This is a genomic window from Paenibacillus sp. FSL R5-0623 (genome assembly GCF_037974265.1).
Lineage (GTDB): Bacteria > Bacillota > Bacilli > Paenibacillales > Paenibacillaceae > Paenibacillus.
Genome location: NZ_CP150233.1, coordinates 3,363,135 through 3,389,589 on the forward strand (window position 1 = coordinate 3,363,135; position 26,455 = coordinate 3,389,589).

The following is a 26,455-nucleotide window of genomic DNA, read 5'->3' on the forward strand; positions in this document are numbered from 1 at the left end:
TTTTCCCGGTCAGATATCATATGAACATCATTTCATTGTCTGGAGGGGAGACGTGCATGAAGAGGAAGATCTTTTATTATCGACAGCTGTTATCCTACATTCCTGTCTTTTTCATTGTAGTTACCTTTATGTTTTTCTTATACTACCAATTGCTGAGCAGTCAGAGTCGTAAGGAAGCGATCATGGCGAATGAAAGCTTGCTTGTTCAGGCCATGAATCTGGTTGATTCTTCACTGAAAACGATGGAGCAAGAACTGCTTTCCGAATTGCTGCACAATAATGAGCTTTTCTTATTTTGGAATGCCAGCCAAACGGACAACGACTACCTGCACATTCAGATAGCCGAGTTCATGAGACAGTTCAAGCAGGATCATCCGCTAGTGGATTCGATCTATGTTGTTCGAACGCATCATCCGGTTGTCATTAGTGACGCAACCATCACAACGTTGGAGGATTTTTCAGATGCTCCATTTATCCACTCACAGTTAACAAAGTCGGGGAATCACTGGACGGAACTCAGGAAGTTTGAACCCTTTTCCATTGTAGGTTATCGCCAGGTTGTCAGTCTAGTGCTCAGAAGTCCCGTTCTCCTTAACGGGGAAGGGCTGCTTGTTGTTAACCTGTCCCCCGGCAAAATGACCGAACTTGTCAACGGAATCTATGAACAGCAGATCAGCTATACCCGAATTCTGGATGGGGCAGGGCAGGATATTCTCGACTTGGCCGGGGCGGAGCATGACGATCTGTCTGTTGTTACGCAGAAAACCTCAGCATTAACCGGGTGGACGTATGTGAGCGGACCATTAAACGGTATTTTTGTAAACGCTACCAATGTCCTGTATAACGTCTGGTTTGTGATAGGCATCGTCATGATTATCGTCGGGGTTGGCTGGTTTTTTTACATTACGCGAAAAAGCTATAAGCCTATTGAACAGATCATCTCCAGGATCAACAGTTTTCCGCAGTTTAAGGATAGTCCTGTCTCGCAGGATCATCAGGGGCTTAAAGACGAGTTTGCATTCATTGAATCAGCACTGAATCTTTTTCTGGCACAGAATCGCATTTACCAGCAGCAAAATCGTGAAGATGAACAATTGAAGAAAACATATCTGCTCCAGCAATTGCTGGATGGCCAATATCCTGAGAATCCAAGCCAATGGGACTCACAGCAAAACGGATTTCAATTGAATGATCTAAACCAAAAACAGGTCATCTGTGTCGTAGAAATGGATGATTATGCTCGTTTTGTACAGTATTACTTGCCTCGGGATCAATATTTACTGAAGTTCGCCATTCTGAGCGTCATTCAGGAAACGGCTGAACAACACGGTTATACGATATGGGCGGGATGGATTTCGGGTGATGTTCTGGGAGCCATGCTGCAATTGGAGGATGAACAGGGAGTTGACCCACATCTGCTTCAGATGTTCGAGGATACACGGACGTGGATTGAGCAAAACATGAATCTCAGAATCAGTGTTGGTGTGGGAAGCATCGCCAATACGTATACGCATATTCCTGATTCTTATCGCCAAGCGCTGCAAGCGTTGAAATACAAGATGGTTTTGGGTGGCAACCAGGTCATTCTGTTTTCCAACGTAGATCAGGATAAAAAGGCAGGAGCGTTTGACTATTTCCAACTGGTTCATGCCATGGCACAATCCCTGCGTACAGCGAAGTCTGACTGGGGACAGCAATACAATACGATTATGCAGCAGATTGAGCAGGATATTCTGGACCGGGATAATATTGTAAGTCTGGTCGGGTATATGATCTATTCCATAGAGCGGGAAATAAGCAGACTTCCCAAAGAATTTCAAGAACTGTGGGCAGCAGAGGTCGAACCCTCCTTGCAGGATGCGTTGTCCTCTTCCGAGACGTTCCAGCAGCTTGAGGCGAATGTACGTCAACCGCTGGAGCAGCTGACAGAGCAGATTCGTATTTTTCAGGAGAAACGAACACATTCGGAACGGATTTTTGAGATTCGCAAATGCATTGAACGGGAGTATGGCAATCCTGAGCTCTCCCTCGATTATCTGGCGCAGCAATTCCAGCTTAGTCCCAAATCCATCAGCAAATTGTTTAAGGAAATGACGGGCAACAAGTTTGTCGATTATCTAATTGATGTTCGAATCAAGCGTGCAAAGCAATTACTGGAACAAACGACGTTGTCCGTGAATGAGGTTGCAGAGGAAGTGGGATACGCCAATGTGATTTCTTTTGGCCGGGCGTTCAAAAAACATGTAAATACTTCACCCGGAGAATATCGTAAATGGGCGCTAAATCGAATTGAGATGAGGTAATGTTGAGCGATAAATCCTTGTTAGATGCACAGTGGGTCAAAGACGAATAATGTTTGTATGGAGAAAAAGATTGGTTCACATGCTATAACTCCCGCTTCAGTTGATACAGGTCTTTTGAGGAAATAGGTTGCATCTGTGAAAGATGTATATTGTTCGAGGATGCATTGTCTGTTTAAGATGGCACCATTACATGCAAAGGAGCGTGACAATGGACAGCAAATCATCCTTCACCGTTTCACCTCGGCAAGAGCCTGTGTTATCCGAAAAGTCACCAAGCGGCATTGCCCGCAAAATGGGCAGACACTGGCAGTTTTATCTGTTAGTTTTGCTGCCTATGTTGTACATTCTCATGTTCAAATACGTTCCGATGTTTGGCGTGCTGATTGCTTTTAAGGATTATAATGTCGTACAGGGAATATGGGGAAGTCCATGGGCAGGTCTCAAGTATTTTGAACAACTGTTTCAGGCACCATTCTTCTGGCAGTATTTTCGAAATACGCTAGTAATTTCGTTATATGGTCTGCTCGTCAACTTCCCGTTACCCATCTTGCTTGCGCTGGCATTAAACGAGATCCGGAACGGCTTTTTCAAAAAAACAGTACAAATGGTCACTTACGCACCCTATTTCATTTCAACGGTAATCATCGTATCCATCCTGATCGTCAATCTGTCACCCAATGTCGGACTTGTCAGCAATCTGTTCAGATTATTCGGGATGGAACCGATTGACTTCATGGGCAGCGCCAGCATGTTCAAGACAATCTATGTATTTTCGGATGCGTGGCAATTCATGGGGTACAACGCCATCATCTACATTGCAGCCTTGTCTGGTGTAAACCCCGAGTTGTACGAGGCCGCCAGGGTGGACGGGGCAACACGACTGCAACGGATGATAAACATTGATATTCCCAGCTTGGTCCCCGTGATGTCCATTCTGTTGATCTTGAGTGTGGGCTCAACTATGAGTGTAGGCTTCGAAAAAATATATCTGATGCAGAACCCGTTGAACCAAAATGCATCTGAAGTCATCTCAACTTATGTCTATAAAGTCGGATTGCTGAACTCCGATTTCAGCTTTTCCGCTGCCATCGGCCTGTTTAATTCCGTTGTAAACTTTGCACTGCTCGTGCTGGTGAACCTGATATCTAAAAAGGTCTCATCCAATAGCTTATGGTAGGGAGGAAAATGATGAAAAGCGTCGCCATACGAGAATCTGCTACCGATCGATTGTTCATGAGTATCATTTATCTGTTTTTAGCGTTCATTCTGTTTATCATTTTGTTTCCCTTGCTTCATATTTTAAGCGCTTCCTTTAGCTCTCCGTCAGCAGTTTCTTCCGGAAGGGTGTGGCTTTGGCCAGTCGAATTCAGCTGGATTGGATATCAGGCCGCATTCCAAAATAAAGACATCTGGATCGGATTTGGTAATTCCCTGTTCTATACCATGGCGGGGACAGTGCTAAATGTGTCGTTTACGGTGATGATCGCATATCCATTGGCTAGAAGGTCGTTCTATGGGCGCAACATCATCATGCTTTTGCTTGTTGTGACGATGTTTTTTGACGGAGGACTGATCCCCAACTATCTGCTTGTGAAATCCCTTGGGCTGCTCGACACACGCTGGTCCATGATTCTTCCGGGGGCATTCGCTGTGTTTCAGGTCATTATCGCCCGGACATTTTTTCAATCCACCATCCCGGATGATCTGGCCGAGGCCGCACAGATTGACGGATGCAGCGATTTAGCCTTTATATGGCGGGTGGTATTGCCGTTATCAAAGCCGGTTCTTGCCGTACTGGCGCTTATGTATGCGGTTGGGCATTGGAATACGTATTTCAATGCACTGATTTATTTAAGTGATTATACAAAATTTCCATTACAAATCTTCCTTCGTAACCTGCTTATCTTGAATGCAGATAACTCGGATATGTACGTTAATATCAGCGCTCAGGCTGTTCAACAGGGATTAAAGGATTTGCTGCAATATTCACTTATTGTGATCGCGAGTGTACCCGTGCTTGTTATATATCCTTTTGTACAGAAACATTTTGTTAAAGGGGTCATGATTGGCTCTCTGAAGGGGTAGCGACTAACCAAATATGAGCTTGATTTATTACAAGGGGGAATTGTAGTTGAAAAGATCAGGACGTCTATTATTGTGTTTGACGCTGGTTATGACCATGGTGCTCTCCGCATGCAGTGACAATAAAGACAAGGATTCTTCTGCAGAAGCGGTAACCAAGGACGGAGCGGTTCGTCTGAGTGTATTGGCACCACAAGGCGAAGCTATTGAAAAGCTGCAAATCAATCGATTCTCGAAATACATCGAAGAAAAACTCAAGATCCAGTTTGCTTGGCAAACGACACCCGGCGGTGCCTATAATGATAAAAAACAGCTTGTTCTCGCGAGTGGAGACTACCCGGCAGTCATTCTGGATGCAGGAATGAGCAAGGCTGATCAGATCAAGTACGGAAAGATGGGAGCCTTTATTCCGCTCAACGATCTTATCAAACAATATGCACCAAACATTCAAAAAGCAATCGACGAGGTTGAAGGTGTTAAAGAAGCGGCTACTGCGCCGGATGGCAACATTTACGCTATTCCCAAAATTAATGAATGTCTTCATTGTACCTACAATCAGAGAGTGTGGATCAATACCGTCTGGCTCGACCAACTAGGCCTCAGTATGCCCACAACAACGGACGAGTTCTATGAGGTGCTGAAAGCGTTCAAGGAAAAAGATCCAAACGGTAATGGAAAAGCTGATGAAGTGCCATATACAACAACTCCGGACGAGTGGGGCGGTGGTGTTGACGCTTTTCTGATGAATGCATTTATCTATAACGATGCCAGTAAATATCTAAGTGTGAAGGATGGCGTGGTCATCTATTCAGCAGCACAACCGGAGTGGAGAGAAGGTCTGGAATATCTTCGTCGCTTGTATCAGGAAGGACTTATTGACAAGGGGGCCTTTACCCAAAATGCAGATGCTGTGAAGCAGCTTGCCAATAAGCCGGATGCCGCAGTGGGCGTTGTGGGTTATGCCATTGTTACCGGCGGGGTCAAGTATCCGCGCAACAAGGATTATGCGGTACTGCCACCCCTCAAAGGACCACATGGCGTGCAGCTCTCCGGTTATTCTGCGGGAATCGGTCAGAGTGACTTCGTCATTACAAATAAAGCGACAGAGGAAGAAAAAATTGCGGCCATCCGACTGGCCGATTACTTGTACAGCGAAGAGGGCACCATCCTGACCACTTATGGTTTTGAAGGAGACGGCTGGAAAAAAGCTGAGAGTGGCCAGATGGATTACAATGGTCAGCCGGCCCAATATGACGTCTTGTTATCTGATTCGAAGACAGATGGAAGTGTGGCCCTAGCCGATACATGGTGGCAGCTTGGCACAATGCAAATGCTCAATTCCATCCGCGAATCCTTTGTAGCTCCTGAAGATCCGCTCGCTGAAGGCGATGGGCCAAGGGAGTATCGATTCTGGCTGGCAGCCAAAGAATACGAGCCATTTGCGGATCTGGATGTGGTATATCCAAGCAATGTCAATTTCAAACCGGAAGATGCGTTGACCATCTCTCAAATCGAACGCACGCTGATGGATTACGTGGATTCTAATATGGCACAGTTTATTACAGGTAACAAGGATATAACGAAGGAATGGGACAGTTATATTGCGGGGTATAAGGGATTACAACTCGAAAAGTATTTACAAGTATATCAAGATGCATACGATGAATGGAAGTTGTCAAAGTGACTTTGAAGTAACTCTTAATTGGGAGTATGAAAAGGAGATCTCAGGATATTCCTTTTCGTGCTCCTGTTGAGTTTAATGGAGCAGGAAGGAAGGAATATAAGGGCGTTAAGAATCAGCAATATAGGTTACATTGTGTGCTTGATCGGTGTTACGCCTTCAGATGAAGGCGACGAAATTCTGCAGGTGTTTTGCCCTCAGACTCCATAAATTTTTTGTTAAAGTAGCTGTTCCCCGGATATCCGCATTGCATGGCAACTTCTTTAATCGGCATGGAAGGATGGCTTAATAACAGTTGTTTGCTCCTCTGTATCCGACATTTAGTGATATAAGATACGGGAGTCATTTTGGTAGCTTTTTTGAACAGACTGCAAAAATAATGAGGGGTTAATCCCAGCTTATCCGACCAGATGGCAAGTTCAAACGGAAGATGGGCTTTTTTCTGCATTTCGGGCAGCAACGCCGTAATCTTCTCAAAATTGTTAAGGTTCCGGTAAGCAGAGAGGGGAATGGCATGACTTATGAAATCAATAAGTACACTGTAATTCAGTGCTGAGATGCGAGATGGACGCAAAAAATTAAATTGCTCAATCTCATCAAGCAAATGTTCAAACGAGGACTCGATTAGCGAAGCATGGCTTTGTGTCCAGACAGAGGATTGATAATGTCCGTTCTCCAGTAAAAAAGCAGAGAGTGCATTTCCGTAGAACTGAATCCAGTAAATATTCCACGGATCATCGTTGGACTGATAATAACGCATTGGGTCGTTTGGAATATGAAGAAACACATTACCTTTACTTAATTCGTATTTCTTATGATGTAACTCGACATATCCGCTGCCTTCGGCAATGTAATGCAAGCTGAAATCCTGAACACCTTCCATTCTGTTGATGTGATGCTGATCAGGTTTGGTGTAATTTCCAACCGAATGAGGAAAACAAAAAAAGGTGAATTCCGATAAATCGGGTAAATAAAATGAACGCATGAACAGCCCCTTCCTGCCTAACCTGTAACGCCATCTTCAATCGCTGAATATGGTTTCAACCATCGTTCAACATCTGTCCGTCACAGGTGTTTGCCATGAAATTACATACGTTGAGTTGTATGGGGTTAATCATACCATGTTTAAGGGGGGATCGTTGATTCATGTTATGTTTGCACCTGTCCTGCAAGCTAAACGTCCACAGGACAGGTACAACGGTTCGTGCACATTCCCTTGGTTTAGTACATGCGATATCTTCCGCTTAGAGCCAGCATGCTGAAAAAATACAGGCAATTGTCGTAATAACGTCGCTCTCCCTGACGCAGAGGTGTGTTCCAGAACTTGCGAACGAATGAGTCAGCATGTGGACCGTCCGCAGCCAGTGAAGCCATGGCATTGGTAGCCAGCAAACCTACAGGATGAAGTGAAGGCTCATCAAAAGGTTCTCCATCTATGGTATAACGACGATAATCGGACATTTCAATATCACTGAAGAAGGACTGAATCCGATTGGATTGTTCGATCTGCCAGTGATCCTTGCGGAACCATTCCCAGTCCATTGCTATATTCGCAGCAACACGGTAAGCATCACTGTAAAAATGTCTGAAATCACCATGCGGCTGTATTGGAGCCGGAGAGCCGTCATAGTTTGCATATTCAGGTGATAGTCCGGTTACGGGATGGCAGGCTGTATGAAGGTAAGCCCGACTAGCGTCCGCTGCTTCTTTCCAGAAGCTCTGATCTTCTTCATCCGCATATTTCGCGAAAAGTTCATAAAAATGAGGCAGATGGTAGGATGGGTCACTAAACGGTGTTTCTGGTATGAATTTGATCAGTTTTGTTTCCGGATCCCACATGGGATCGCCTTCGCCGTCTTCGCCCTGATGTATACATGCACGGAGGATCTTGCGGGCTTGTGCCTTGTAATCATAAGGTTCAGCGCCATCGCTCCAGCGGTTGGAGGCAAAAAAAAGCGCCATGGCAAAAAACTCCTCACCATCAGGAGCAGGACCTTGAGAGAGTCGGGTTCCGTCAGGCTTGCAATGCCAGGCAAAATAATCTTTATAACGTCCCGCTTTATGTTGCATAAACGTGTGTGAGAAATTCCAGAGTCGATCAAATTCTTCCTTTTTGTCCATCTGAACAGCCATCATCATGCCATAGGACATGCCCTCGGAGCGAACATCGAGATTACCGGTGTCCAGCAAATAACCCTTGTCCTCACCCATAGGGTAATATATTCGAGTATTGTCATCGCCATAAAACAGCTCGTTCCATGTTTCTTCCAATCTGTTCGTAATCTCATTCTCATCGTAGCCTAGCTTCAAAAACAGATTTGTATATGTACCCGTATCCCACGCGCCTTGACCCGTGATATTCATGAGAATCCTCCTTCATCAATGCGGTTTTTCAAAATTATAACATGGAAATAGTATACAAATTAAAGCGTTTACACGAAAAATTATAGGTGTTCTGATCTGCATGTCATTGTACTCAACTTAAAATGATATAGTGGTTGAAATCCTATACTTTGTCAGGTTGTTGTAAAATTATGTAAGCGATACACTTTGGGAGAAGGATCACATCTGATCTAATTAATAATACAAGCTGTGATCCTTTAAATGTTGTTTGAGGATGATAAGAATCTAACGGAAGGATGTGATGGTGATTTATGCTCCAGGATTCAGGAGATGCAGGTGAACACACGGAATTCACTGCACCGCGCGATCCAGTTGGAGTGACAGCGTCGGCAGTCAAGCCCGCAATTGACTTTGAATCACATGGATATCGCGACATGATTGGCCGATCTCTTCTGAACAAAGGGAATAATGTCAGATTAAAACGAGCCATTGAGAAGGCAAAAAACGGCGAACCTGTCGTTATCGCTTATATTGGAGGCTCCATTACCCATGGTGCTGGTGCAGTACCTATTCATCTCCAAAGTTACGCTTATCGGTCGTATGAGTCGTTCAAGTTTATGTTTGCGCTTTCAAAAGATAGCCCGATTCATCTGATTAAAGCAGGTGTGGGTGGAACTCCTTCAGAACTGGGGATTGTACGTTATGATCGTGATGTGCTGAGGGGAGGTGCCGTTCAGCCGGATATTGTCATAATCGAATTTGCAGTCAATGACGCAGATGATGAAACCCAAGGTAAATGTTACGAGAGTCTGGTACTCAAAGCACTCACTGCCGATAACAAGCCAGCGGTCATCTTGTTATTCAGTGTATTTGAAAATGACTGGAATCTACAGGATCGTCTCGCTCCGGTAGGCTGGCATTATGATCTGCCAATGGTAAGTGTGAAAGATGCTGTCGTAGATCAGTTCAACAAGACAAAAGATGAAGGCAACGTTATTTCCAAAAAGCAATTTTTCCATGATATATATCATCCAACTAACATAGGGCATCGAATTATGGCCGATTGTTTGGAGTATTTGTTCGACGTGACAAATCGTTCTGAGTGGGATGAGAAAGATCATGATATTGAAAAAGCTCCGCTAATTGGAAATGAATTTGTTAATGTGAAGCTGTTGGATCGGAAAAACGGCAATCACATTGCCCGAATCGATACAGGCTCTTTTTGTAAAACGGACACGGATCTGCAGATGGCTGAGATGGATGCTCATGACTATGGTACACCTCAGTTCCCCAACAACTGGATGCGTACAGGTGAGGGAAAAGAGGATCAGGGCAGCTTTCGGATAAGTTTGCAGTGCAAACGCCTCATTCTGGTCTTCAAGGATTCTGGTAACGACGAATTCGGAACCGCACATATCAAGGTAGATGGGGTAATCGTCCAAAAAGTCGATCCGCGTCAAATTAACTGGACCCATTGCCATGCCACACTTCTGCTTAACGAAGAGCATGTGGGGGAGCACTCCATCGAGATCGAAATGGCGGAAGGTCATGAACATAAATGCTTCACCATTCTGGGTTTTGGCTATGTGGATTAACTGAAGACTGATAGTCACTCATATGTTCGGAGGAAAAGAGAATGGAATTGATCTCACCAGCAGTAACGGGATATGACCAGTATCGGGAGAATATACCACGTGGAGTCATGGAGACGGTAGAGTATCCTTCCACCACGGTTGGCAATTCCCGTAAAGCGATGGTGTACACCCCACCAGAATTTTCTTCGACAACGATGTATCCTGTACTTTTTCTGTTGCATGGTATTGGTGGAGACGAAACCGAATGGCATACTCATGGTTCTCCACAAATTATTCTCGATAATCTGTACAACGATAACTTGCTTGAGCCGATGGTTATTGTTTTCCCCAACGGTCGTGCAATGTCGAATGACCGAGCCGAAGGAGACTTGTTTGAACCTGAGAAAATCAAAGCGTTTAAACGGTTTGAATCCGATCTGCTCAACGATTTGATACCTTACATGGAGTCGAACTACCCTTTGCATAAAAGCCGGGATAAAAGGGCGATTGCTGGTTTATCCATGGGCGGAGGTCAATCCTTAAATATCGGATTAAGTAATCTAGATCATTTTGCATGGATCGGTGCTTTCTCCGCAGCCCCAAACACCAGAAGTCCGGAGTTACTTGTGCCCGAACTTTCGAAAGCGCCTTCATTACTCTCGCTGTTATGGATCTCTTGCGGTGAACAGGACAATCTTATAGAGATTAGTCTTGGGGTTCACCAATATTTGGCGCAACACGGAGTACCTCACATTTGGCATGAGGAATGTGGAGGACATGATTGGCCCGTATGGAAGAACGATCTGTATCTGTTTTCGCAACGTCTTTTCAAGTGAATTTGCTGAAGAACATTCATATCGGATTGTAACATCAACCAAATCTATTAAAATATCAGGAGGTATTATCCATGTTCAAATTCGGCAAAAAATTAATGACCGTTGTTCTTGCAGCTTCCATGAGTTTTGGTGTCTTCGCAGCAACATCGAGCGCAGCAACAGATTATTGGCAAAATTGGACAGATGGTGGAGGAACGGTCAACGCCGTGAACGGATCGGGCGGGAATTACAGCGTGAATTGGCAAAATACCGGGAACTTTGTTGTCGGGAAAGGGTGGACATACGGTACACCTAATCGAGTGGTCAATTACAATGCCGGCGTATTCTCTCCTTCAGGTAACGGCTATCTCACCTTCTATGGTTGGACTAGAAACGCTCTAATCGAATATTACGTGGTGGATAGCTGGGGAACGTATCGTCCGACCGGAACATATAAGGGCTCAATGACTAGTGATGGTGGCACATATGACATCTATACAACGATGAGATACAATGCACCTTCGATTGATGGTACTCAGACTTTCCCTCAGTATTGGAGTGTTAGACAGTCCAAGAGACCAATCGGAGTTAATTCTACCATTACGTTCAGCAATCATGTGAATGCATGGGCGAGCAAAGGGATGTACTTAGGCAACAGCTGGTCCTATCAGGTGATGGCAACGGAAGGTTATCAAAGCAGCGGAAGCGCAAACGTGACGGTTTGGTAAAAATGATGTAATGCAGTTCAACTTCTGCACCTGTATTTGAATTCAATTTTCCGGTAGCGTTGGGTAACGTCATTCTCCAAACTAACGGACCTCGACGTTGCCGGATTTAAGCTTAGTAAAGGAGAATAATTGAATGAGGAAGCTGGTATGGTTAACCTTAATCGCTATAGTTGTTAGTCTAAGTGCTTGTTCAGCAAGTAATACCAAATTAAACGATGGCTTGGTATTCGTCGAAGGGGGAGCCTTCAAGAGCAGTAAGCCGAGTCAGATTGAGAAAAATGAAACGCTGGATTCCTTCTATATTGGTAAATACGAAGTGACTCAAAAAGAATGGATGGAGGTTATGGGGGAAAACCCTTCTGGCTTCAAGGGAGATGACCTGCCTGTTGAAATGGTCAGCTGGTATGACGCAGTGGAATACTGTAATCAAAAAAGTATAAAAGAAAACCTGAAACCTTATTACAATATAGACAAGGACAACCAGGACACGAATAATCACAATGAAAACGACAATATAAAATGGAATGTAACGATCAACGAGGACGCCAACGGTTACCGTTTACCCACAGAGGCAGAATGGGAATACGCTGCAAGCGGAGGTCAAAAGAGTTTAAATTACACATACAGCGGAAGTAATAATCCTGATGAAGTTGCTTGGTACTGGGTAAATGCCGGCGACAACATTCTGACGGGTGACTGGAGCTGGCCCACTATTGAGAACAACCGTAATCAAACCAAAAAAGTCGGAACTCAGAAGGCAAATGAGTTAGGCATCTATGATATGTCCGGGAATGTGAGAGAATGGTGCTGGGAGTGGTACAGTGATTCGGAGGGACCCAATCAAACTTGGCGAGTTGTAAAAGGCGGAGGCTGGATGGGCGGTGTCAATAACAATGAAATATCATTTCGAGGCAAATTTGATGCGAATGGGTTTGGTCCCGATCAAGGATTCCGTATTGTACGTGGAGAATGAAAAATCTTTGTCCTGACAATAGATTACTTCTGAATTCGACCTATAATTTGTCGGGTGAAAACCTATAGTTTATCAGGTTGTTGTACCAAAATGTAAGCGTTACACTTGAATTGTCATCCCGGCGCTTCGTTATAATCGGAGCGTTCTTATAGTACGGTCTGGTGGAAATTTTGTTCCACAAGTTGTGCGAGCAGACAACAATCCTGCTGTTGTTCTGCTGTTTAGCGTTTTTAGAACAACTGGAATCTACCTATAGATATAGATAAAATACATGCAGCTGATCAAGGATAAAAGAGAGGTGAGCTAATGTACAAGGTCATTGTCGCGGATGATGAGCCGTTTATGCTAGAAGGATGGAGAACAATGATTGACTGGCGAACTTGTGGATACGAACTCTGCGGAACGGCAACGGATGGGGAGGAAGCACTTGCTCTATTCAACTCGGTTGAACCGGATCTTGTCGTCACTGATATTCAAATGCCTGTTATGGATGGTCTTGGTTTGATTCACACCTTGCGAGAAGATCTCGCCTATACCTCTAAAATCGTTATCGTTACAGGATACTCCGATTTTAATTACGCGAAGCAAGCCATACGGTATCAGGTTGATCAGTATGTGCTTAAACCTCTTGTTCCCGAGGAAATTCATCAAATCCTTATGGAAATGATTGAACCTCTGGACAAACGCAGAAATGAGCAAAAACAGCAAAATGGAGTCATGGTGACAGATGAAGCCTATGACAATCATCTTAATGAATATCGAATAAGCGAAGAATATAATTTAGAGCAAATGATGAACATCTCCAAAGAGATCTTGGCGTTGATTGAAGCAGAAAACACGTATTCCATCGATATTGCAGTGAGTGCACTGCTAGAGAAGAGTGAGAAAGCAGAGGTATCGTTGGAATGGATACATCATGTCATTCGATATATCCATGGGGAGTTGCTACGAAAATATGGGAAAAGAGAGGGTTGCAGAGAAATACTATGTGAAAAAGAATGGCATGCGGCTGCGAGCTGGTCTTCCGGCACATTGCAAGACTTGTGTGCTCGACTGTCCAAGCAACTTTCCCAGTCTGAATTGAAGCAAAAGACGGGTACGGGAGTGCTGGTTTCAGAAGCAGTGAATGAATTGAAGCAACACTATCGAAGTAAAATTAAATTACAAGATGTAGCTAATCGAATTCACGTGAATTCTGCCTACCTGGGTCAACAGTTCAAGCGGGAGATGGGGGTCAGTTTCAGTGACTATGTGCACCAGCTTCGTGTTGAGGAGGCCCGTAAACTCCTGCGACGTACCAATATGAAGATCACTGACATTGCATTCAGGCTAGGATATCATGATGCTGAATATTTCACCCAAAAGTTCAGAGCGCATACAGGGGAGCTTCCGTCAGTCTATAAAAACAAAAACCAAGGGTGATCATATGCGTCATAAATTCTGGATGTTCCGTAAGGTTAATGATATTCCTCTCCGATCCAAATTTCTGCTTATTTATGTACTTAGTATTCTCCTTCCTGTAATAACGATTAATATCTTCTTTTATCAACGGACTTCTGCGGATATCAAAATTAGAGAACAGGAAAATTTGCGTAAATCCATCGACAGGGCTGCGGGGGAACTGCTAGGTATGATTGATGAGAGCGTTGCCCTGAGCCGAATTATTGCAGCAGATGATTCGCTCTATGAGGCACTGGATCGGACCTATCACTCCCCCGTGGATTATTACAACGTCTACCATGCATTCCTGCGAGATAAATTAACACGGTACATGTCAGCGAATATTCTGGAGGTGCGTATCTATACGGATAACGATACCATTCAGACGGGCAGTCATTATATTGTAATGAAAGACAAGAATGTACTCCCTGGATTGAAACAGCTGAAATCCACCAGTGGAGGCATTCTTGTCGTTGATTATATTGAGCCATCCGGATTTAACGCGGGAAGAAGAATCAGTGTGATTGGCAAAATGGATACCTATACTTCCTATGCCAATTACAACAAGTATTCCAAGATTGATCTGGAACTTAGCCGGGTGTATAGCATTTTAAATCGTGAATCAGACAGTCTTCAGCTGCGTCTGGTGGACAGCAACAATCGAACTGTCGTTTCAAGTGGAGAATTCAGCGAAACCGACTTATCCCCCCTTGATAATGAATCAATACTCAAGGAATCTGGCAGTTCTGCTTACACGCTCGAAAAATCGTTGGGGAATCTAGCCTACCTAAAGGGTTGGAAATTGATTGGAGTTGCCGATACACGTCACCTTGACCATCTGCTGCAAGAAGCCTTTAAGTCAATTCTGGGGTTGCTCGCATTAAGTATCGTGGTCCCCTCTGTATTGATCTATATTATTTTGCGTTCCTACCACTATCGGATTCGCAAGTTATCCAGACATATGGAGAAGGTTCGTAACGAACGATTCGATCTGATTGAAATTCACGAAGGCCGCGACGAAATTGGCGGGCTTATTCGTACATTTAACATCATGATTGGTAAAATTCATACGTTGATTAATGACGTATATAAACTGGAAATCCGTCAAAAAGATCTGGAGCTTGATCAAGTGAGGACTGAATTGTCCATGCTCCAGAGTCAGATGAATCCCCATTTTTTATTTAACACATTGAATGCCTTGCTGGTCGTTAGTACGAAGAATGGATATACGGAAGTAATTGAGATTATTAAAAGTCTGTCCAAACTGATGAGACAGTTGCTCAGTCATTCTGACAATCTGATTCCTTTGCAAGAAGAGCTGGAATTTACGAATCTTTATCTCCAGATTGAGAAGTTTCGCTTCGGGGAGCTTTTTGATTATACCTTCGAGGTTGATCCTGATGCTGCTTCGTTGCTCATTCCCCGCATGAGTATTCAACCGCTCGTCGAAAATGCCTGCAAACACGGCTTGCAGGCGCGAAAAAATGGAAGAGAGATCAAGATAACGGCGAGACGAAACGCTTCCGAACTGGTTATTCAGGTGATCGATAATGGAATCGGTATGGATGCAGGGAGACTAACCGAGCTACTGCGAGATATTCGTTCTGAAAGACCCCGGAACGGCGAGCATGTAGGACTCCGTAATGTCTACCGAAGGTTGGAACTCTTTTATGAAGGAAATGCGATATTTGATCTAAGCAGTGTACCTGGAAAGGAAACCATTGCAGGGTACCGTATACCGATCTCCAAGCTGGAACAGAGGAAATAGGAGGTAAACTCTCATGTACAAAGTACTGTTAGTCGATGATGAACCGTATGCCATTGAAGGGTTACAGCTTCTGATCAACTGGGAAAAGTATGGTTTTGAAATCAGAGGCGTGTGCGCCAACGGTGAGGAAGCCATTCGGATGATGGAACAAGATCAGCCTGATCTCGTGGTGACAGACATCCGTATGCCTGTGATGAATGGGCTGGAACTTGTAGAAGAAGCACGGCGATTGGAACATGAGTCTGTGCTGTTTGTCATCACGAGTGGATACAGTGACTTTAATTATGCCAGACAAGCTATTCGACTAGGTGTCTCCAACTATTTAACCAAACCGGTTGACAGTACAGAAGCAGAGGATATGTTGGTCCGTCTCCGTATGCAATTGCAGGAACGTGAAAACCAGGAGCGTATAAGGGAACATGGAAACGAGCAAAGGATCAAAGCGTTTTTGTCTGCACTGATTAAGGATAAGCAAAATATATCGGAGCAGGAGATGTCAGATATCCTTCCTCGTTTAAACAAGTCACATTGGGCTTACCTGCGGATAGCCTTTCAGGGAGATATTCAGGAAGCCTGTTCAGTAGCCGAACAAACGGCTGAAGAAACAACCTGCTGTTATGTGATAGACAGAACAAGAGACTCATTGGGACTTGTATGGGGGGAGGAAACGAATAATAGAAATGAGACATTTGAAGCAATTAAAGCTTTTACCCAGCGTTTGATGAACAACATGCAACATAACGGCTGCGAAGATATTCATATCGCGGTTGGATTAACGGTCAACAAACTGGAGCATTTATCTGAATCCTTCCGCTCCGCTCAGGAAGTTGGGCGTTATTTGTTTTTTAATCAAGAGCGTCTTTTGTTTGCCGAAGATATTCAGCTGGAGAATTGGCAGTTTGATCCGGAAACGCTGTCAGAGGTGGACCACATTTGCGATCTGCTTGAAAACGGTTCTGTGGAGGAACTCTCGTCTGCGATTTGGAGTGCTTTTGAACTGTTTGTACAGATGAAGGCTGCGCCAGAGATTGTACATATTTTCTCTACCCATATTATATTCCGCGGACTGTCCCTGTGTAGAGAATTAGGAGGAGAACCTAATTCTCTAATGAATGAATTTGCGAGCGGAATTCTGGAGAAGGGCCATCGAAATATAGAAGAGGTTGCTAACAATCTGGAACAGTTCTGTTTGCAATGCAAGTCAGAACTGGCAATTTTCCGGGAGAGGCAATTGGGTGGCATCCAGGCGACGGTTGCTGAATATGTGCAGATGCATTACAGAGAGACATTTACGATCCAGGAGCTCGCAGAACGATTCTACGTGAATCCTGTCCATTTAGGGCAATCCTTTTTGCGAAAGTATGGTAAGGGTGTAATTGAGGTAGTACATGATCTAAGAATGGAAGAAGCGAAGCGTCTGCTCCAGCAGACGAATCAAACATCAAGTGCGATTGCGGAGCAAGTTGGGTACCGCAGTTACCAGCATTTTCTCAGACACTTCGAAAAACGAACAGCAATGAAACCAGTAGAATACAGGCAAAAGTATGCGAATTGATCCTTGAAAAAGAAGAACCCCTCCTGAATAAGACCTACAATTACAGGGGGGTAGACCTTAAATGTATATATTTTGTAACCGCATACATTTCTTCATACTAAAAACAGTAAGACATACCACTTCCAAGGAGGGCAAGTACATGGGGGGACTTAAGAAAAAGAAGCTTTGGGGTTCCGTATCACTCGTTCTGGCTTTGAGTTTGGCACTTGCAGGATGCAGCGGTGACAATGAGAAAGTGACTACAAAGGATGGGAAAGAGGTACTGAACATCACGGCCTTTATCGGAACGCCAAATCAGGCGCCAGCTAAAGATAACCGAATCTACAAGAAGATCCAGGATGAACTCGGCGTTAATCTTGAGATGGAGTTTCTAGTAGGTGATCTTCAACAGAAGCTCGGCGTTATGATTGCCGGTGGCGATTTCCCGGACTTGATCACAGCAGATACCAAATTGGTCTCAGCCGGTGCGGTTATCCCGCTCGAAGATCTCATTGAAGAGCATGCACCCAATCTGAAGAAACATTTCGGTAAAGACTGGAACCGGATGAAAGATTCCAGTGACGGACATATTTACTGGTTGCCTAACTATGGAGTGTATACAGGGGAGTTCATTAGTAACTATTATTCTGGTCCTGCATTCTGGATTCAAAAGTCCATACTGAAGGATGCCGGGTACCCGACTCCTAAAACGTTGGATGATTTCACTAAGTTGATCCGTGATTATGCAGCCAAGAATCCAACGATTGATGGTCAACCAACGATTGGTTTCACTACATTGGCTTCAGACTGGCGGACGTTCCCTTTGCTTAACCCACCTGAACATCTTACGGGTCACCCTAATGACGGGGGCGTAGTCGTAGATGATAGTGGAGTGGCAACCGTTTTTGCCGACAAAGATATCTCCAAACGGTATTATAAAGAACTAAACAATTTGTACAATGAGGGATTGCTGGATAAAGAAGCCTTTGTTCAGAACTATGATCAATATCTGGCCAAAATTTCTTCGGGACGTGTGCTTAGTATGTTCGACCAGCACTGGAATTTCCAAGCCGGCGAAGATCCACTTGTCGCACAGGGGAAAATTGGCCAGACATACGTAGGCTTCCCGCTTGTCTATGATACAAGTATCACAGATCATTATCTGGATCGTCCGGTCATTAACTTGAACAATGGTTTTGGTATCAGTAAAGATGCCGAAGACCCTGTCGCACTCATCAAATTCCTCGATAAGCTTATGGACGAGAAGTACCAGAAACTCTTGTCATGGGGTGAAGAGGGTGTAGACTATCAGGTGAATGAAGAGGGAAGATTCTATCGTACACCAGAGCAACGGAAAGAGCAGGATGATCCGGCATGGAGATTGATTAACAAAGCAGAAGGTTTCTACGCTGCTGCACCGAAGCTCGAAGGAACATTTGAAGATGGCAATGCAATTGGAGCGATCAATCAACCTGAGGAATTCTATGACAACCTCAAACCGGAAGATAAAGAACTTCTGGATGCATATGGCTTCAAAACGTGGAGTGACTTCTTCTCTCCTGCACCAGAGAATCCAGTGTACTATCCAGCATGGCAGGTCGATCTGAAAGAAGGCTCTGATGCTGCGGTAGCGAACAAACAAATGACAGACACTTCATTGAAATTCTTGCCTAAAGCGATCATGTCAAAACCGGATGAATTCGATAACATTTGGACTGAATATGTAGACGCTTACAAGAAAATCGATGTCAAATCCTATGAAGACCGGATTAATGAACAACTGAAATGGAGAATCGAGAACTGGTCTGTTAAATAAAAAAATGCGGCAATGATTCTCTCGGAAGGTATCAACCAAAGGATTACTCAGGCGAGTGCCTTCCGAGACATCATGTTAAAGTCGCTGCAAGCCAATAGGAGGAGTGAAAGATGGCGAACACGCCTGGAGCCATACCAGAGCAAACCACCCGTACAGTCGTTCCAAAAGCACCACTGTTAAAACGATTGCGCGGACAAAGACAACTCATGTTCATGTCATTGCCCATCGTTGCGTACATTCTTGTATTCTCGTATTATCCCATTTGGGGCTGGGTTATGGCCTTTCAGAATTACAGTCCTGCGAAGAGTTTCACGCAGCAGGAATGGGTCGGGCTCAAACACTTTAAGTTTTTGCTAACAGACGATGCATTTCTTAACGTGCTTCGTAATACCATTGCGATGAGCGTCATCAATATGGTGCTCGGATTTGCGACAGCCATTATATTTGCCATTTTACTTAATGAGATCAAACATAAGTTTTATAAACGAACCATTCAAACAATTTCGTATTTACCTCACTTTCTCTCATGGATTATTGTGACAGGTATCGTTGCAAGTTCACTATCTGTTGATGGTGGGATTGTGAATGTGGTGCTCATGAAGCTGCATATCATTCAAGAACCTATCATGTGGCTTAGCGTTCCGGAATACTTCTGGGGCATTGTAGGCGCATCCCATGTATGGAAAGAAGTTGGCTGGAATGCCATTATTTATTTGGCGGCCATCACGTCTATCGATCCTTCCCTCTATGAAGCGGCAGAGATTGATGGTGCGAACCGATATAAGAAAATGCTGTATGTGACCTTACCCGGAATCAAATCCATTGTTATCATTTTGCTGATCATGAATATGGGCTGGATTTTGGAAGCTGGATTCGAGGTTCAGTATCTGTTAGGTAATGGTGTGGTTGTCGACTGGTCACAGACGATAGATATATTTGTCCTGAAATACGGACTACAGATCGGGAATTATTCTTTGGCTACTGCGGCAGGTATCTTCAAAACAGTAGTAAGTATTACGCTGATCTTTGCGGCGAATTCAATTTCCAAACGGCTCGGGGAAGACCGATTAATATAAGGGGGACTAGAGATGGGAATCAATAAATCTCGGCTTGAACCGATTGTCTTCCATACGTTAAATGGTATACTAATGATCGCAATCGCGATTGTTACCCTGTATCCGTTTGTGAATACACTCGCCGTATCATTCAATGCCGGTAATGACACCATCCGAGGTGGGATTTATCTATGGCCTCGGGTATGGACAGATCAAAACTACAGAGCAGTATTTGCAGGAGGGACCATCTTCAGCGCCTTTGGTATATCTGTGGCGAGAACGGTTTTGGGGACAGTTTTAAGTCTATTCTTAACCTCCATGCTGGCTTACACACTAAGCCGAAAAGATTATATATTACGAAAGCCCATTACCATTACAGTTGTTCTTACGATGTATTTTAGTGCAGGACTTATTCCAACTTACTTCCTAATGAAAGATTTGCATTTGTTAAACAACTTCCTGGTGTACATTATTCCTGGGCTGATCAGTGCCTTTAATATGATTGTTATTCGAACCTATATCCAGACACTACCGGAGGGATTAATCGAATCCGCCAAAATTGATGGTGCTGGAGATTTCAGAACATTCATTTCCATTATTCTACCGCTGTGCCAACCGGTTCTCGCTACTGTTGCACTGTTTATTGCAGTCGGTCAATGGAATTCTTGGTTTGATACGTTTCTGTATGCATCTTCCAAACAAAACCTGAGCACGCTGCAATATGAGTTGATGAAGCTATTATCATCTTCTATGAATTCCAACAGCAGTGCAGCCGTTGCCAATGGCGCAGATCTTGGCGCTGCGCGTAACATGGTCACACCTGTATCTATTCGGGCAGCGATTACGATTGTTGCCGCATTACCCATCTTAGTCGTATATCCATTTTTGCAGAAGTATTTCGTTCATGGCTTGCAGCTTGGAGGGGTAAAAGAGTAAACTTAATGCAGTTCCAGATAACCGATCAAAAACGGTCACCTAGTGACCGTTTTTTTATGTTTTTTTAACGATGGGCCGTAGTATGTCAATTGCACACGAATCTAATTTATTCAATAATGTTGTTGACAATTAAATTAAAGTTACTATAATTTATATTTACTTGATTCACCAGTCAGTCTCTTTTCAGGGTGCCACTGCGCGCGTAAGCCCTATATCAAGAACTGTCCACAGCGCCTAACCATCCCGAGCTCTTACCATTTTATCAAGGAGACTGAAGAGAAAATGAAAGTATTAATTGTAGAAGACTCCATTTTCGTACAAAAATTGCTTACAAAGCTGATTGTTGATCATATTCCAGCATGCGAGATTCAGATTGCTAACAATGGAGAGCAAGGATACAACCTATTTAAGGAATTTCAACCTGATTTTATAACCACCGACCTGCTGATGCCTGGTTTGAACGGACAAGAAATGCTTCGTATGATTCGAGAAACGGATAGCAATGTCAAAATTATTATCTTATCTGCAGATATTCAGAAGACAACTAGAGATGAAGTTGAAATGTTAGGCATTTCTGGTTTTTTGAATAAACCGTTAACCGCAGAGAAGGCAACGACCATGATTCAACTGATTCAGGCGGCCTATCATGCTGAATGATTTACAGAAGGATTTGCTTACTGAACTAGTAAACGTTTACGTGGGACAAGCGGCTAACATGTTGTCAGAGATTGTAGACAAGCGTATCGTTTTGAATATTCCGGAAGTGGAACTAATCTCCATATCCGATGTTGATCCTGGAGATCGAAGATACAACATTTTCTTCAGTGAAGGTCACCTGTTTAGGTCATCCTTACAGTTTGGATACGAATTTCAGGGAAAAGCATTTCTGATGTTTCCTGTTGAGCAGGCTAAAGTATTGGCAAACATCTGTCTTGGAGAACTGGGTGAGAGCGTTATACCGAACGATCCGAACCTGATGGATACGGATTTGGACGTTTTGAAGGAAGTTAGCAATGTCTTACTTAATGCCATTATTGGAGAATTCGGTAATTTCCTGGAGATCAAACTGGAATACGTCCTGCCTGATATTGAACTGATCTATGTCACCAATTCCGATCAACAAATATTGCTTCAGAATGAAGTCTATGTCCTGGTTTTACATACCTCGTTTTTACTTGCCGATACGGATGTGACAGGGATCATTGTCATAGCATTAAGTATGAACTCCATATCAAGCCTGCTGGCCAAAATGGACGCTTTGTTGGAGGCGGACAATGGATAATCTTATTTCACAAGCTTTAAACAAAGCCCATATGGGAATTATGATCGTGGACAGGCATTTGAAAGTTGTTGTGTGGAATGCCTGGTTGGAGCGCTTTACTGGCAAGAATGTAGAAGAGGTAGTAGGCTTGAATCTGCTCGAGGTCTGCCCACGGTTTAAATCAAATATGTATCTAAATATTTTGCAAAATGCGCTGTATCATGGACAGAGCAGATTTTGCTCAAGCGCGTTACATAAGGCCTTCATTCTTCCTAATGAAGGAGAGGATGAACAATTTTTCAGACAAAATATGCATGTTGAACCGCTCTATCATGAAGATCGGAGTTATGCCCTCATTCAGATTACTGACATGACACACACCAATACCAGGGTATATAAACTTAAAAATCTGATCAAAGAACTGGAGACGGAGTACGCCAAAATCAAAATCTCCGAAAAAATCAGCAAGCATTTGTCTTTGCATGATCCACTTACAGGTCTGCCTAATCGTCTTGCTTATAATGACCTTCTTGCCTGGGCTATCAGTAATGCCAAAAGAAACCATAGCAAACTAGCTGTCATGTTTGTGGATGCTGATGGGTTTAAACAAGTGAATGATACATATGGACACCATGTTGGCGATCAAGTGTTGCTGGAAATGGCAAAGCGATTAAGCGAAACAATTCCAAGTGCGGACACGGTAGCTCGGCTTGGCGGGGACGAATTCATCATTTTAAGCCATCTGAAAGATGATCATGATGCTGAAGTCATTGCCAAAAGATTGGAAGCTGCATTTAGTACCCATTTCAAAATTGCTGGAAACTATATCAACCTTTCGATGAGTATTGGTATCAGCCTATTTCCCAAGCATGGACAGGAGCCTTCCGAACTTCTGAGACATGCGGATGGAGCCATGTACAAGATTAAAAAAAATGGCAAGAATGGTTACGGAATCTATGAACCTGAAAATGTTTAAGAAATCTAAAAATGTCTTTAAATAAAGTTGCTATTATAGCAACTTTATTTGTCTATAAGGAGAAGTCGGAAAGAGGCGATAGTCAGAACAGTACCAAAAGCAAGGAGAAAAACGCCTCTAAACTTGATACCTATCATATCGTATTCATGAAGTTCATCCTTCGTACGATTAAAAGGCCACGAGTTAGGTCGTCTCAGTGCTCTAACCCCAAAGAATAAACCAATCATTCCAAGCAACAGAAAGAAAAAGAAGAAAAACATATCATCCCCCCTTTAACAAAGATAAGTAATATGGAAGCCTAGTTTAAGTTGCTTAGCCGTATTCTTTGCCGAAGTCCTCCATCTTTTCAAGGATCGGTAGTAACTTCATTCCCATGTCTGTTAAGGAATACTCAACTCGCGGAGGAACTTCCGGATATACATCACGTTGAATAACACCATCATTTTCCAACTCTTTAAGCTGCTTTGTGAGGGAGCCTTGGGACAGATCGCCAAGGAATTTTTTGATATCCGTATATCGCCGTGTTTCGTCTTTTAGGTACCATAAGATGAAATATTTCCAACGCCCAGAAAGGACATTCTGAGTAAAAGCTATGGCGTACATATCACTTTTTCCATCTATAAACTCTTGTTCAAATCCTTCATTGCAAACTCTCATTCATATCACTCCTGGTCCAAAGGTACAAAAAGATGTACTATGTTCATTTAAATTGCCCTCTTTGCAAACAAAACAAATACACCTATGATGGTGTCAACACCAAAACAATTTTAGTTTACCTAAAATGTGAAAGAATAATAATGTATCTCGATTGAATAGTTAGCAAGCTAAATAAAATATATCATAGAAATGAGTGACTTATAAGGGCTGGAGACAAATCAATATTCAATCATACTGTAAATATTAACAAGGGAGATGTTTAACAATGAGTAAAAAAATTCGTACAGGTATCATAGGAGCATCCATTAATAACGGGTGGGCGAGTGGTACACATATTCCAGCTATTCAGCATTTGGATGAATTCGAGCTTACAGCGGTTGGGACAAGTAATATGGTAAGTGCAAAGAAAAGCGCAGAAGCTTTCCGGGCAGATCATGGCTTTGATAATATGGAGGAGTTGGCTCAGCACCCTGATGTGGATATGGTTGTTGTCAGTATTAACGTCAAGGAACATTATAATGCAGTCAAAGCCATCGCTCCTGCTGGCAAACCAATCTATTGTGAATGGCCACTGGGTTCTAATACAGAGGAAGCGCTTGAAATGCAGGAATGGATAGCGTCCGCACAACTGCCAAATGCGATTGGATTACAGGCTAGACAAGCCCCGGCCGTTCAATACGTAAAAGATTTATTGGCAGACGGTTATGTCGGCAAAGTGTTATCTGCCAACCTGAAGATCGCTATAGATGGCATGGGTGGCGTTGGTGACAAGTCGACTGCGTACTTGTATGACCGGAAAGTTGGGGGGAACTTGCTGACCATTGTAGGGGGCCATAATCTGGATGCCTTCACTTTCATGCTTGGGGACTTTACAGAATTGTCTGCAACCACAGCTCAACAGTTTCCAGAAGTTGAATTGGTTGATATTCAGAAAGTCATCAAGAAAACGACGGATGATCAGATCATGATTACAGGAAAATTGACTAATGGTGCAGCAGCCAGTGTCCATATTCAAGGTGGAGTTAAACATCAGACAGGACTCACACTTGAAATCTTCGGAGACAACGGCACAATTGTGCTGAGCGCTCCTGCATCCATTCAATTCGGATCACACCAATTACGCGGTGCAGGATCTACGGACAACGAGCTTCGTGAACTAACCATTCCCGATGTCTATTTCTCGGCTCCACATTCTCTATATAACGACTCCGGATTTGTTCTAAACATGGCTCAGGCTTATCGCAAGTTTGCCAAAGATATTCAAGAAGGCACTACCTTAGCACCTACTTTCGAGGATGCGGTGAAACTACATCAGTTACTGGATGCCGTCGAGAGATCAGCCCAGACCGGTGAACGTCAATATCTATAACCCTCCCTAAACGGAAAAAAATCTGATCCATCCATATACTTAGCATGCTAAATATATTCGCGCTTATAGTAAGGGCACACATATCTGTGCCTTTCCAGAACGAAGGAGAAGATGGTTGAGGATAAAAGTGATGCAACTGGCACTACAGATGATTTCGGGAAAGCGGTTTGTTCCATAAGGAATATGAAGGAAAAACACTAGGCGAGAATATGGGCGTTCCTTACGGATACGGATTGCAGGAACATGGAATCAACGAATAAAGGAGAGGTTCTTAATGAATAACACACTCGAATTGCTTCATAATCATACATCGTTTCGTTCTTACACATCTCAACCCCTAACTGATGATCAAATAGAAGCAATATTTCAGGCAGCGAATCAAACTTCATCGTTCAGTCTTCTGCAGGCGGTATCCATTATTCGCATCACAGATCCGGTACTTCGAAAAAAAGTCAGACATCTGTGTGTCGATCAACCCTATATTGAAGAAGCGGCCGAATTCTGGGTCTTCTGTGCAGATTTCAACCGAAATCATGAAATCGCTCCGGATGTGGATATTGAATATATTGAATTTCTGTTGATTGGTTCTTTCGATGCCGGCCTGATGGCACAAAATGCGTTAACCGCGGCTGAATCGCTGGGACTTGGCGGAGTGTTCATTGGTGGGGTCAGAGCAAATATTAGCGAACTATCTGACGTATTGAATTTACCGAAATATGTTATCCCTCTGGTGGGATTATGTATCGGTAATCCAGCTGGAGATAAGCCGGAACTGAAACCTCGGCTCCCTCAATCCATGGTATTGCTTGATAATCAATACCAACCAATGGATCAAGAGAAATTAGCAATCTATGATGAGACCATGCTGAAGTATTATGAAAATCGTCCGACGAGAGCTCCTTTCACCGTAAAAAAAGTAAAAGGATGGAGTGACCATATACAGGATCACCTCGAGAGAAGTATTCAACCGCAAATGATGAGCTATTTGAACAAGCAAGGGTTTGCCAAAAAATAAGGACCAACCAATCTTTGTTGTAAAAATTGGATAGGAAAAGGCCCTTAAAGACGACACTAAGGAGAATTGACACCTATATATCCCCATGATACATTTAGTCTGCTAAATATAATTCGGATGTTAGGGGGG

At 43.5% G+C, this 26,455-nt stretch carries 22 protein-coding genes; 19 read left to right on the forward strand and 3 right to left on the reverse strand.

Going from position 1 to position 26,455, the window contains the following annotated elements; genetic code table 11:
• Window positions 1-56 precede the first annotated feature (56 nt).
• The 4 genes from MKY92_RS14755 to MKY92_RS14770 all read left to right on the forward strand — a co-directional run bounded on the left by MKY92_RS14755 (window position 57) and on the right by MKY92_RS14770 (window position 6,069).
• Complete coding sequence (locus tag MKY92_RS14755; protein WP_339301494.1) at window positions 57-2,303, forward strand: helix-turn-helix domain-containing protein; 2,247 nt, start codon at window positions 57-59, stop codon at window positions 2,301-2,303.
• A 292-nt stretch (window positions 2,304-2,595) separates the two neighbouring features.
• Complete coding sequence (locus MKY92_RS14760; protein WP_339301798.1) at window positions 2,596-3,480, forward strand: ABC transporter permease subunit; 885 nt, start codon at window positions 2,596-2,598, stop codon at window positions 3,478-3,480.
• Between the two features lie 11 nt (window positions 3,481-3,491).
• Entirely contained in the window at window positions 3,492-4,388 is an 897-nt protein-coding gene (locus MKY92_RS14765) for a carbohydrate ABC transporter permease (RefSeq protein WP_339301799.1), read from the forward strand.
• Between the two features lie 46 nt (window positions 4,389-4,434).
• The gene (locus tag MKY92_RS14770; RefSeq protein ID WP_339301496.1) at window positions 4,435-6,069 is read left to right on the forward strand and encodes an ABC transporter substrate-binding protein; all 1,635 of its coding nucleotides are present in this window, start codon (window positions 4,435-4,437) and stop codon (window positions 6,067-6,069) included.
• A gap of 148 nt (window positions 6,070-6,217) precedes the next feature.
• Here MKY92_RS14770 and MKY92_RS14775 read toward each other — a convergent pair whose 3' ends face one another.
• Window positions 6,218-7,051 (reverse strand): helix-turn-helix transcriptional regulator, encoded by an 834-nt coding sequence (locus MKY92_RS14775; RefSeq protein ID WP_339301498.1) that lies wholly within the window; start codon window positions 7,049-7,051, stop codon window positions 6,218-6,220.
• Window positions 7,052-7,287: 236 nt separating this feature from the next.
• The gene (locus MKY92_RS14780) at window positions 7,288-8,430 is read right to left on the reverse strand and encodes a glycosyl hydrolase family 8 (protein WP_339301500.1); all 1,143 of its coding nucleotides are present in this window, start codon (window positions 8,428-8,430) and stop codon (window positions 7,288-7,290) included.
• 290 nt (window positions 8,431-8,720) lie between these two features.
• Here MKY92_RS14780 and MKY92_RS14785 point away from each other — a divergent pair, with 290 nt between their 5' ends.
• The 13 genes from MKY92_RS14785 to MKY92_RS14845 all read left to right on the forward strand — a co-directional run bounded on the left by MKY92_RS14785 (window position 8,721) and on the right by MKY92_RS14845 (window position 23,285).
• Window positions 8,721-10,004 carry an SGNH/GDSL hydrolase family protein gene (locus MKY92_RS14785; protein WP_339301502.1) on the forward strand — a complete coding sequence of 428 codons (1,284 nt, stop codon included), beginning with the start codon at window positions 8,721-8,723 and terminating at the stop codon, window positions 10,002-10,004.
• Window positions 10,005-10,045: 41 nt separating this feature from the next.
• Window positions 10,046-10,819 (forward strand): alpha/beta hydrolase-fold protein, encoded by a 774-nt coding sequence (locus MKY92_RS14790; RefSeq protein ID WP_339301503.1) that lies wholly within the window; start codon window positions 10,046-10,048, stop codon window positions 10,817-10,819.
• A gap of 71 nt (window positions 10,820-10,890) precedes the next feature.
• Window positions 10,891-11,526: a glycoside hydrolase family 11 protein gene (locus tag MKY92_RS14795; RefSeq protein ID WP_339301505.1), complete on the forward strand. Its 636-nt coding sequence runs from the start codon at window positions 10,891-10,893 to the stop codon at window positions 11,524-11,526.
• A gap of 133 nt (window positions 11,527-11,659) precedes the next feature.
• A complete protein-coding gene (locus MKY92_RS14800) occupies window positions 11,660-12,499 on the forward strand; it encodes an SUMF1/EgtB/PvdO family nonheme iron enzyme (protein WP_339301507.1) in 840 nt (279 codons plus the stop codon).
• A gap of 306 nt (window positions 12,500-12,805) precedes the next feature.
• On the forward strand, window positions 12,806-13,921 hold the full coding sequence (locus MKY92_RS14805) for a response regulator (RefSeq protein ID WP_237175375.1): 1,116 nt from the start codon (window positions 12,806-12,808) through the stop codon (window positions 13,919-13,921).
• A gap of 4 nt (window positions 13,922-13,925) precedes the next feature.
• Window positions 13,926-15,707 (forward strand): sensor histidine kinase, encoded by a 1,782-nt coding sequence (locus tag MKY92_RS14810; RefSeq protein WP_339301509.1) that lies wholly within the window; start codon window positions 13,926-13,928, stop codon window positions 15,705-15,707.
• Window positions 15,708-15,720: 13 nt separating this feature from the next.
• Window positions 15,721-17,262, forward strand: a complete 1,542-nt coding sequence (locus tag MKY92_RS14815) for a response regulator (RefSeq protein WP_339301510.1) — start codon at window positions 15,721-15,723, stop codon at window positions 17,260-17,262.
• A 139-nt stretch (window positions 17,263-17,401) separates the two neighbouring features.
• Window positions 17,402-19,057, forward strand: coding sequence for an ABC transporter substrate-binding protein (locus tag MKY92_RS14820; RefSeq protein ID WP_339301512.1), 1,656 nt, complete (start codon window positions 17,402-17,404; stop codon window positions 19,055-19,057).
• A 110-nt stretch (window positions 19,058-19,167) separates the two neighbouring features.
• Complete coding sequence (locus MKY92_RS14825) at window positions 19,168-20,133, forward strand: ABC transporter permease subunit (protein ID WP_083657036.1); 966 nt, start codon at window positions 19,168-19,170, stop codon at window positions 20,131-20,133.
• 12 nt (window positions 20,134-20,145) lie between these two features.
• Window positions 20,146-21,048 carry a carbohydrate ABC transporter permease gene (locus tag MKY92_RS14830; RefSeq protein ID WP_017688457.1) on the forward strand — a complete coding sequence of 301 codons (903 nt, stop codon included), beginning with the start codon at window positions 20,146-20,148 and terminating at the stop codon, window positions 21,046-21,048.
• 282 nt (window positions 21,049-21,330) lie between these two features.
• On the forward strand, window positions 21,331-21,705 hold the full coding sequence (locus MKY92_RS14835; protein ID WP_091016260.1) for a response regulator: 375 nt from the start codon (window positions 21,331-21,333) through the stop codon (window positions 21,703-21,705).
• Window positions 21,695-22,330 (forward strand): hypothetical protein, encoded by a 636-nt coding sequence (locus MKY92_RS14840; protein ID WP_017688455.1) that lies wholly within the window; start codon window positions 21,695-21,697, stop codon window positions 22,328-22,330. The genes MKY92_RS14835 and MKY92_RS14840 overlap by 11 nt, the downstream gene beginning before the upstream one ends.
• Complete coding sequence (locus MKY92_RS14845; RefSeq protein ID WP_339301514.1) at window positions 22,323-23,285, forward strand: sensor domain-containing diguanylate cyclase; 963 nt, start codon at window positions 22,323-22,325, stop codon at window positions 23,283-23,285. Before MKY92_RS14840 ends, MKY92_RS14845 begins: the two co-directional genes overlap by 8 nt.
• A 312-nt stretch (window positions 23,286-23,597) precedes the next feature.
• Here the strand turns inward: MKY92_RS14845 and MKY92_RS14850 are convergent, their stop codons facing one another.
• A complete protein-coding gene (locus MKY92_RS14850) occupies window positions 23,598-23,942 on the reverse strand; it encodes a helix-turn-helix domain-containing protein (protein ID WP_339301516.1) in 345 nt (114 codons plus the stop codon).
• A 265-nt stretch (window positions 23,943-24,207) separates the two neighbouring features.
• Between MKY92_RS14850 and MKY92_RS14855 the strand changes: the two genes are divergently transcribed.
• Both MKY92_RS14855 and nfsA read left to right on the forward strand, forming a co-directional pair.
• A complete protein-coding gene (locus tag MKY92_RS14855; protein WP_339301517.1) occupies window positions 24,208-25,311 on the forward strand; it encodes a Gfo/Idh/MocA family oxidoreductase in 1,104 nt (367 codons plus the stop codon).
• A 274-nt stretch (window positions 25,312-25,585) separates the two neighbouring features.
• Window positions 25,586-26,326 (forward strand): oxygen-insensitive NADPH nitroreductase, encoded by a 741-nt coding sequence (gene nfsA, locus MKY92_RS14860; RefSeq protein WP_339301519.1) that lies wholly within the window; start codon window positions 25,586-25,588, stop codon window positions 26,324-26,326.
• Window positions 26,327-26,455: the final 129 nt, after the last annotated feature.

Bases quoted from the DNA above. Each gene is read 5' to 3' on its own strand.
- MKY92_RS14755 (WP_339301494.1), top strand. From the start codon at position 57: ATGAAGAGGAAGATCTTTTATTATCGACAGCTGTTATCCTACATTCCT.
- MKY92_RS14760 (WP_339301798.1), top strand. From the start codon at position 2,596: ATGGGCAGACACTGGCAGTTTTATCTGTTAGTTTTGCTGCCTATGTTG.
- MKY92_RS14765 (WP_339301799.1), top strand. From the start codon at position 3,492: ATGAAAAGCGTCGCCATACGAGAATCTGCTACCGATCGATTGTTCATG.
- MKY92_RS14775 (WP_339301498.1), bottom strand. From the start codon at position 7,051: ATGCGTTCATTTTATTTACCCGATTTATCGGAATTCACCTTTTTTTGT.
- MKY92_RS14780 (WP_339301500.1), bottom strand. From the start codon at position 8,430: ATGAATATCACGGGTCAAGGCGCGTGGGATACGGGTACATATACAAAT.
- MKY92_RS14785 (WP_339301502.1), top strand. From the start codon at position 8,721: ATGCTCCAGGATTCAGGAGATGCAGGTGAACACACGGAATTCACTGCA.
- MKY92_RS14790 (WP_339301503.1), top strand. From the start codon at position 10,046: ATGGAATTGATCTCACCAGCAGTAACGGGATATGACCAGTATCGGGAG.
- MKY92_RS14795 (WP_339301505.1), top strand. From the start codon at position 10,891: ATGTTCAAATTCGGCAAAAAATTAATGACCGTTGTTCTTGCAGCTTCC.
- MKY92_RS14800 (WP_339301507.1), top strand. From the start codon at position 11,660: ATGAGGAAGCTGGTATGGTTAACCTTAATCGCTATAGTTGTTAGTCTA.
- MKY92_RS14805 (WP_237175375.1), top strand. From the start codon at position 12,806: ATGTACAAGGTCATTGTCGCGGATGATGAGCCGTTTATGCTAGAAGGA.
- MKY92_RS14810 (WP_339301509.1), top strand. From the start codon at position 13,926: ATGCGTCATAAATTCTGGATGTTCCGTAAGGTTAATGATATTCCTCTC.
- MKY92_RS14815 (WP_339301510.1), top strand. From the start codon at position 15,721: ATGTACAAAGTACTGTTAGTCGATGATGAACCGTATGCCATTGAAGGG.
- MKY92_RS14820 (WP_339301512.1), top strand. From the start codon at position 17,402: ATGGGGGGACTTAAGAAAAAGAAGCTTTGGGGTTCCGTATCACTCGTT.
- MKY92_RS14825 (WP_083657036.1), top strand. From the start codon at position 19,168: ATGGCGAACACGCCTGGAGCCATACCAGAGCAAACCACCCGTACAGTC.
- MKY92_RS14830 (WP_017688457.1), top strand. From the start codon at position 20,146: ATGGGAATCAATAAATCTCGGCTTGAACCGATTGTCTTCCATACGTTA.
- MKY92_RS14835 (WP_091016260.1), top strand. From the start codon at position 21,331: ATGAAAGTATTAATTGTAGAAGACTCCATTTTCGTACAAAAATTGCTT.
- MKY92_RS14840 (WP_017688455.1), top strand. From the start codon at position 21,695: ATGCTGAATGATTTACAGAAGGATTTGCTTACTGAACTAGTAAACGTT.
- MKY92_RS14845 (WP_339301514.1), top strand. From the start codon at position 22,323: ATGGATAATCTTATTTCACAAGCTTTAAACAAAGCCCATATGGGAATT.
- MKY92_RS14850 (WP_339301516.1), bottom strand. From the start codon at position 23,942: ATGAGAGTTTGCAATGAAGGATTTGAACAAGAGTTTATAGATGGAAAA.
- MKY92_RS14855 (WP_339301517.1), top strand. From the start codon at position 24,208: ATGAGTAAAAAAATTCGTACAGGTATCATAGGAGCATCCATTAATAAC.
- nfsA (WP_339301519.1), top strand. From the start codon at position 25,586: ATGAATAACACACTCGAATTGCTTCATAATCATACATCGTTTCGTTCT.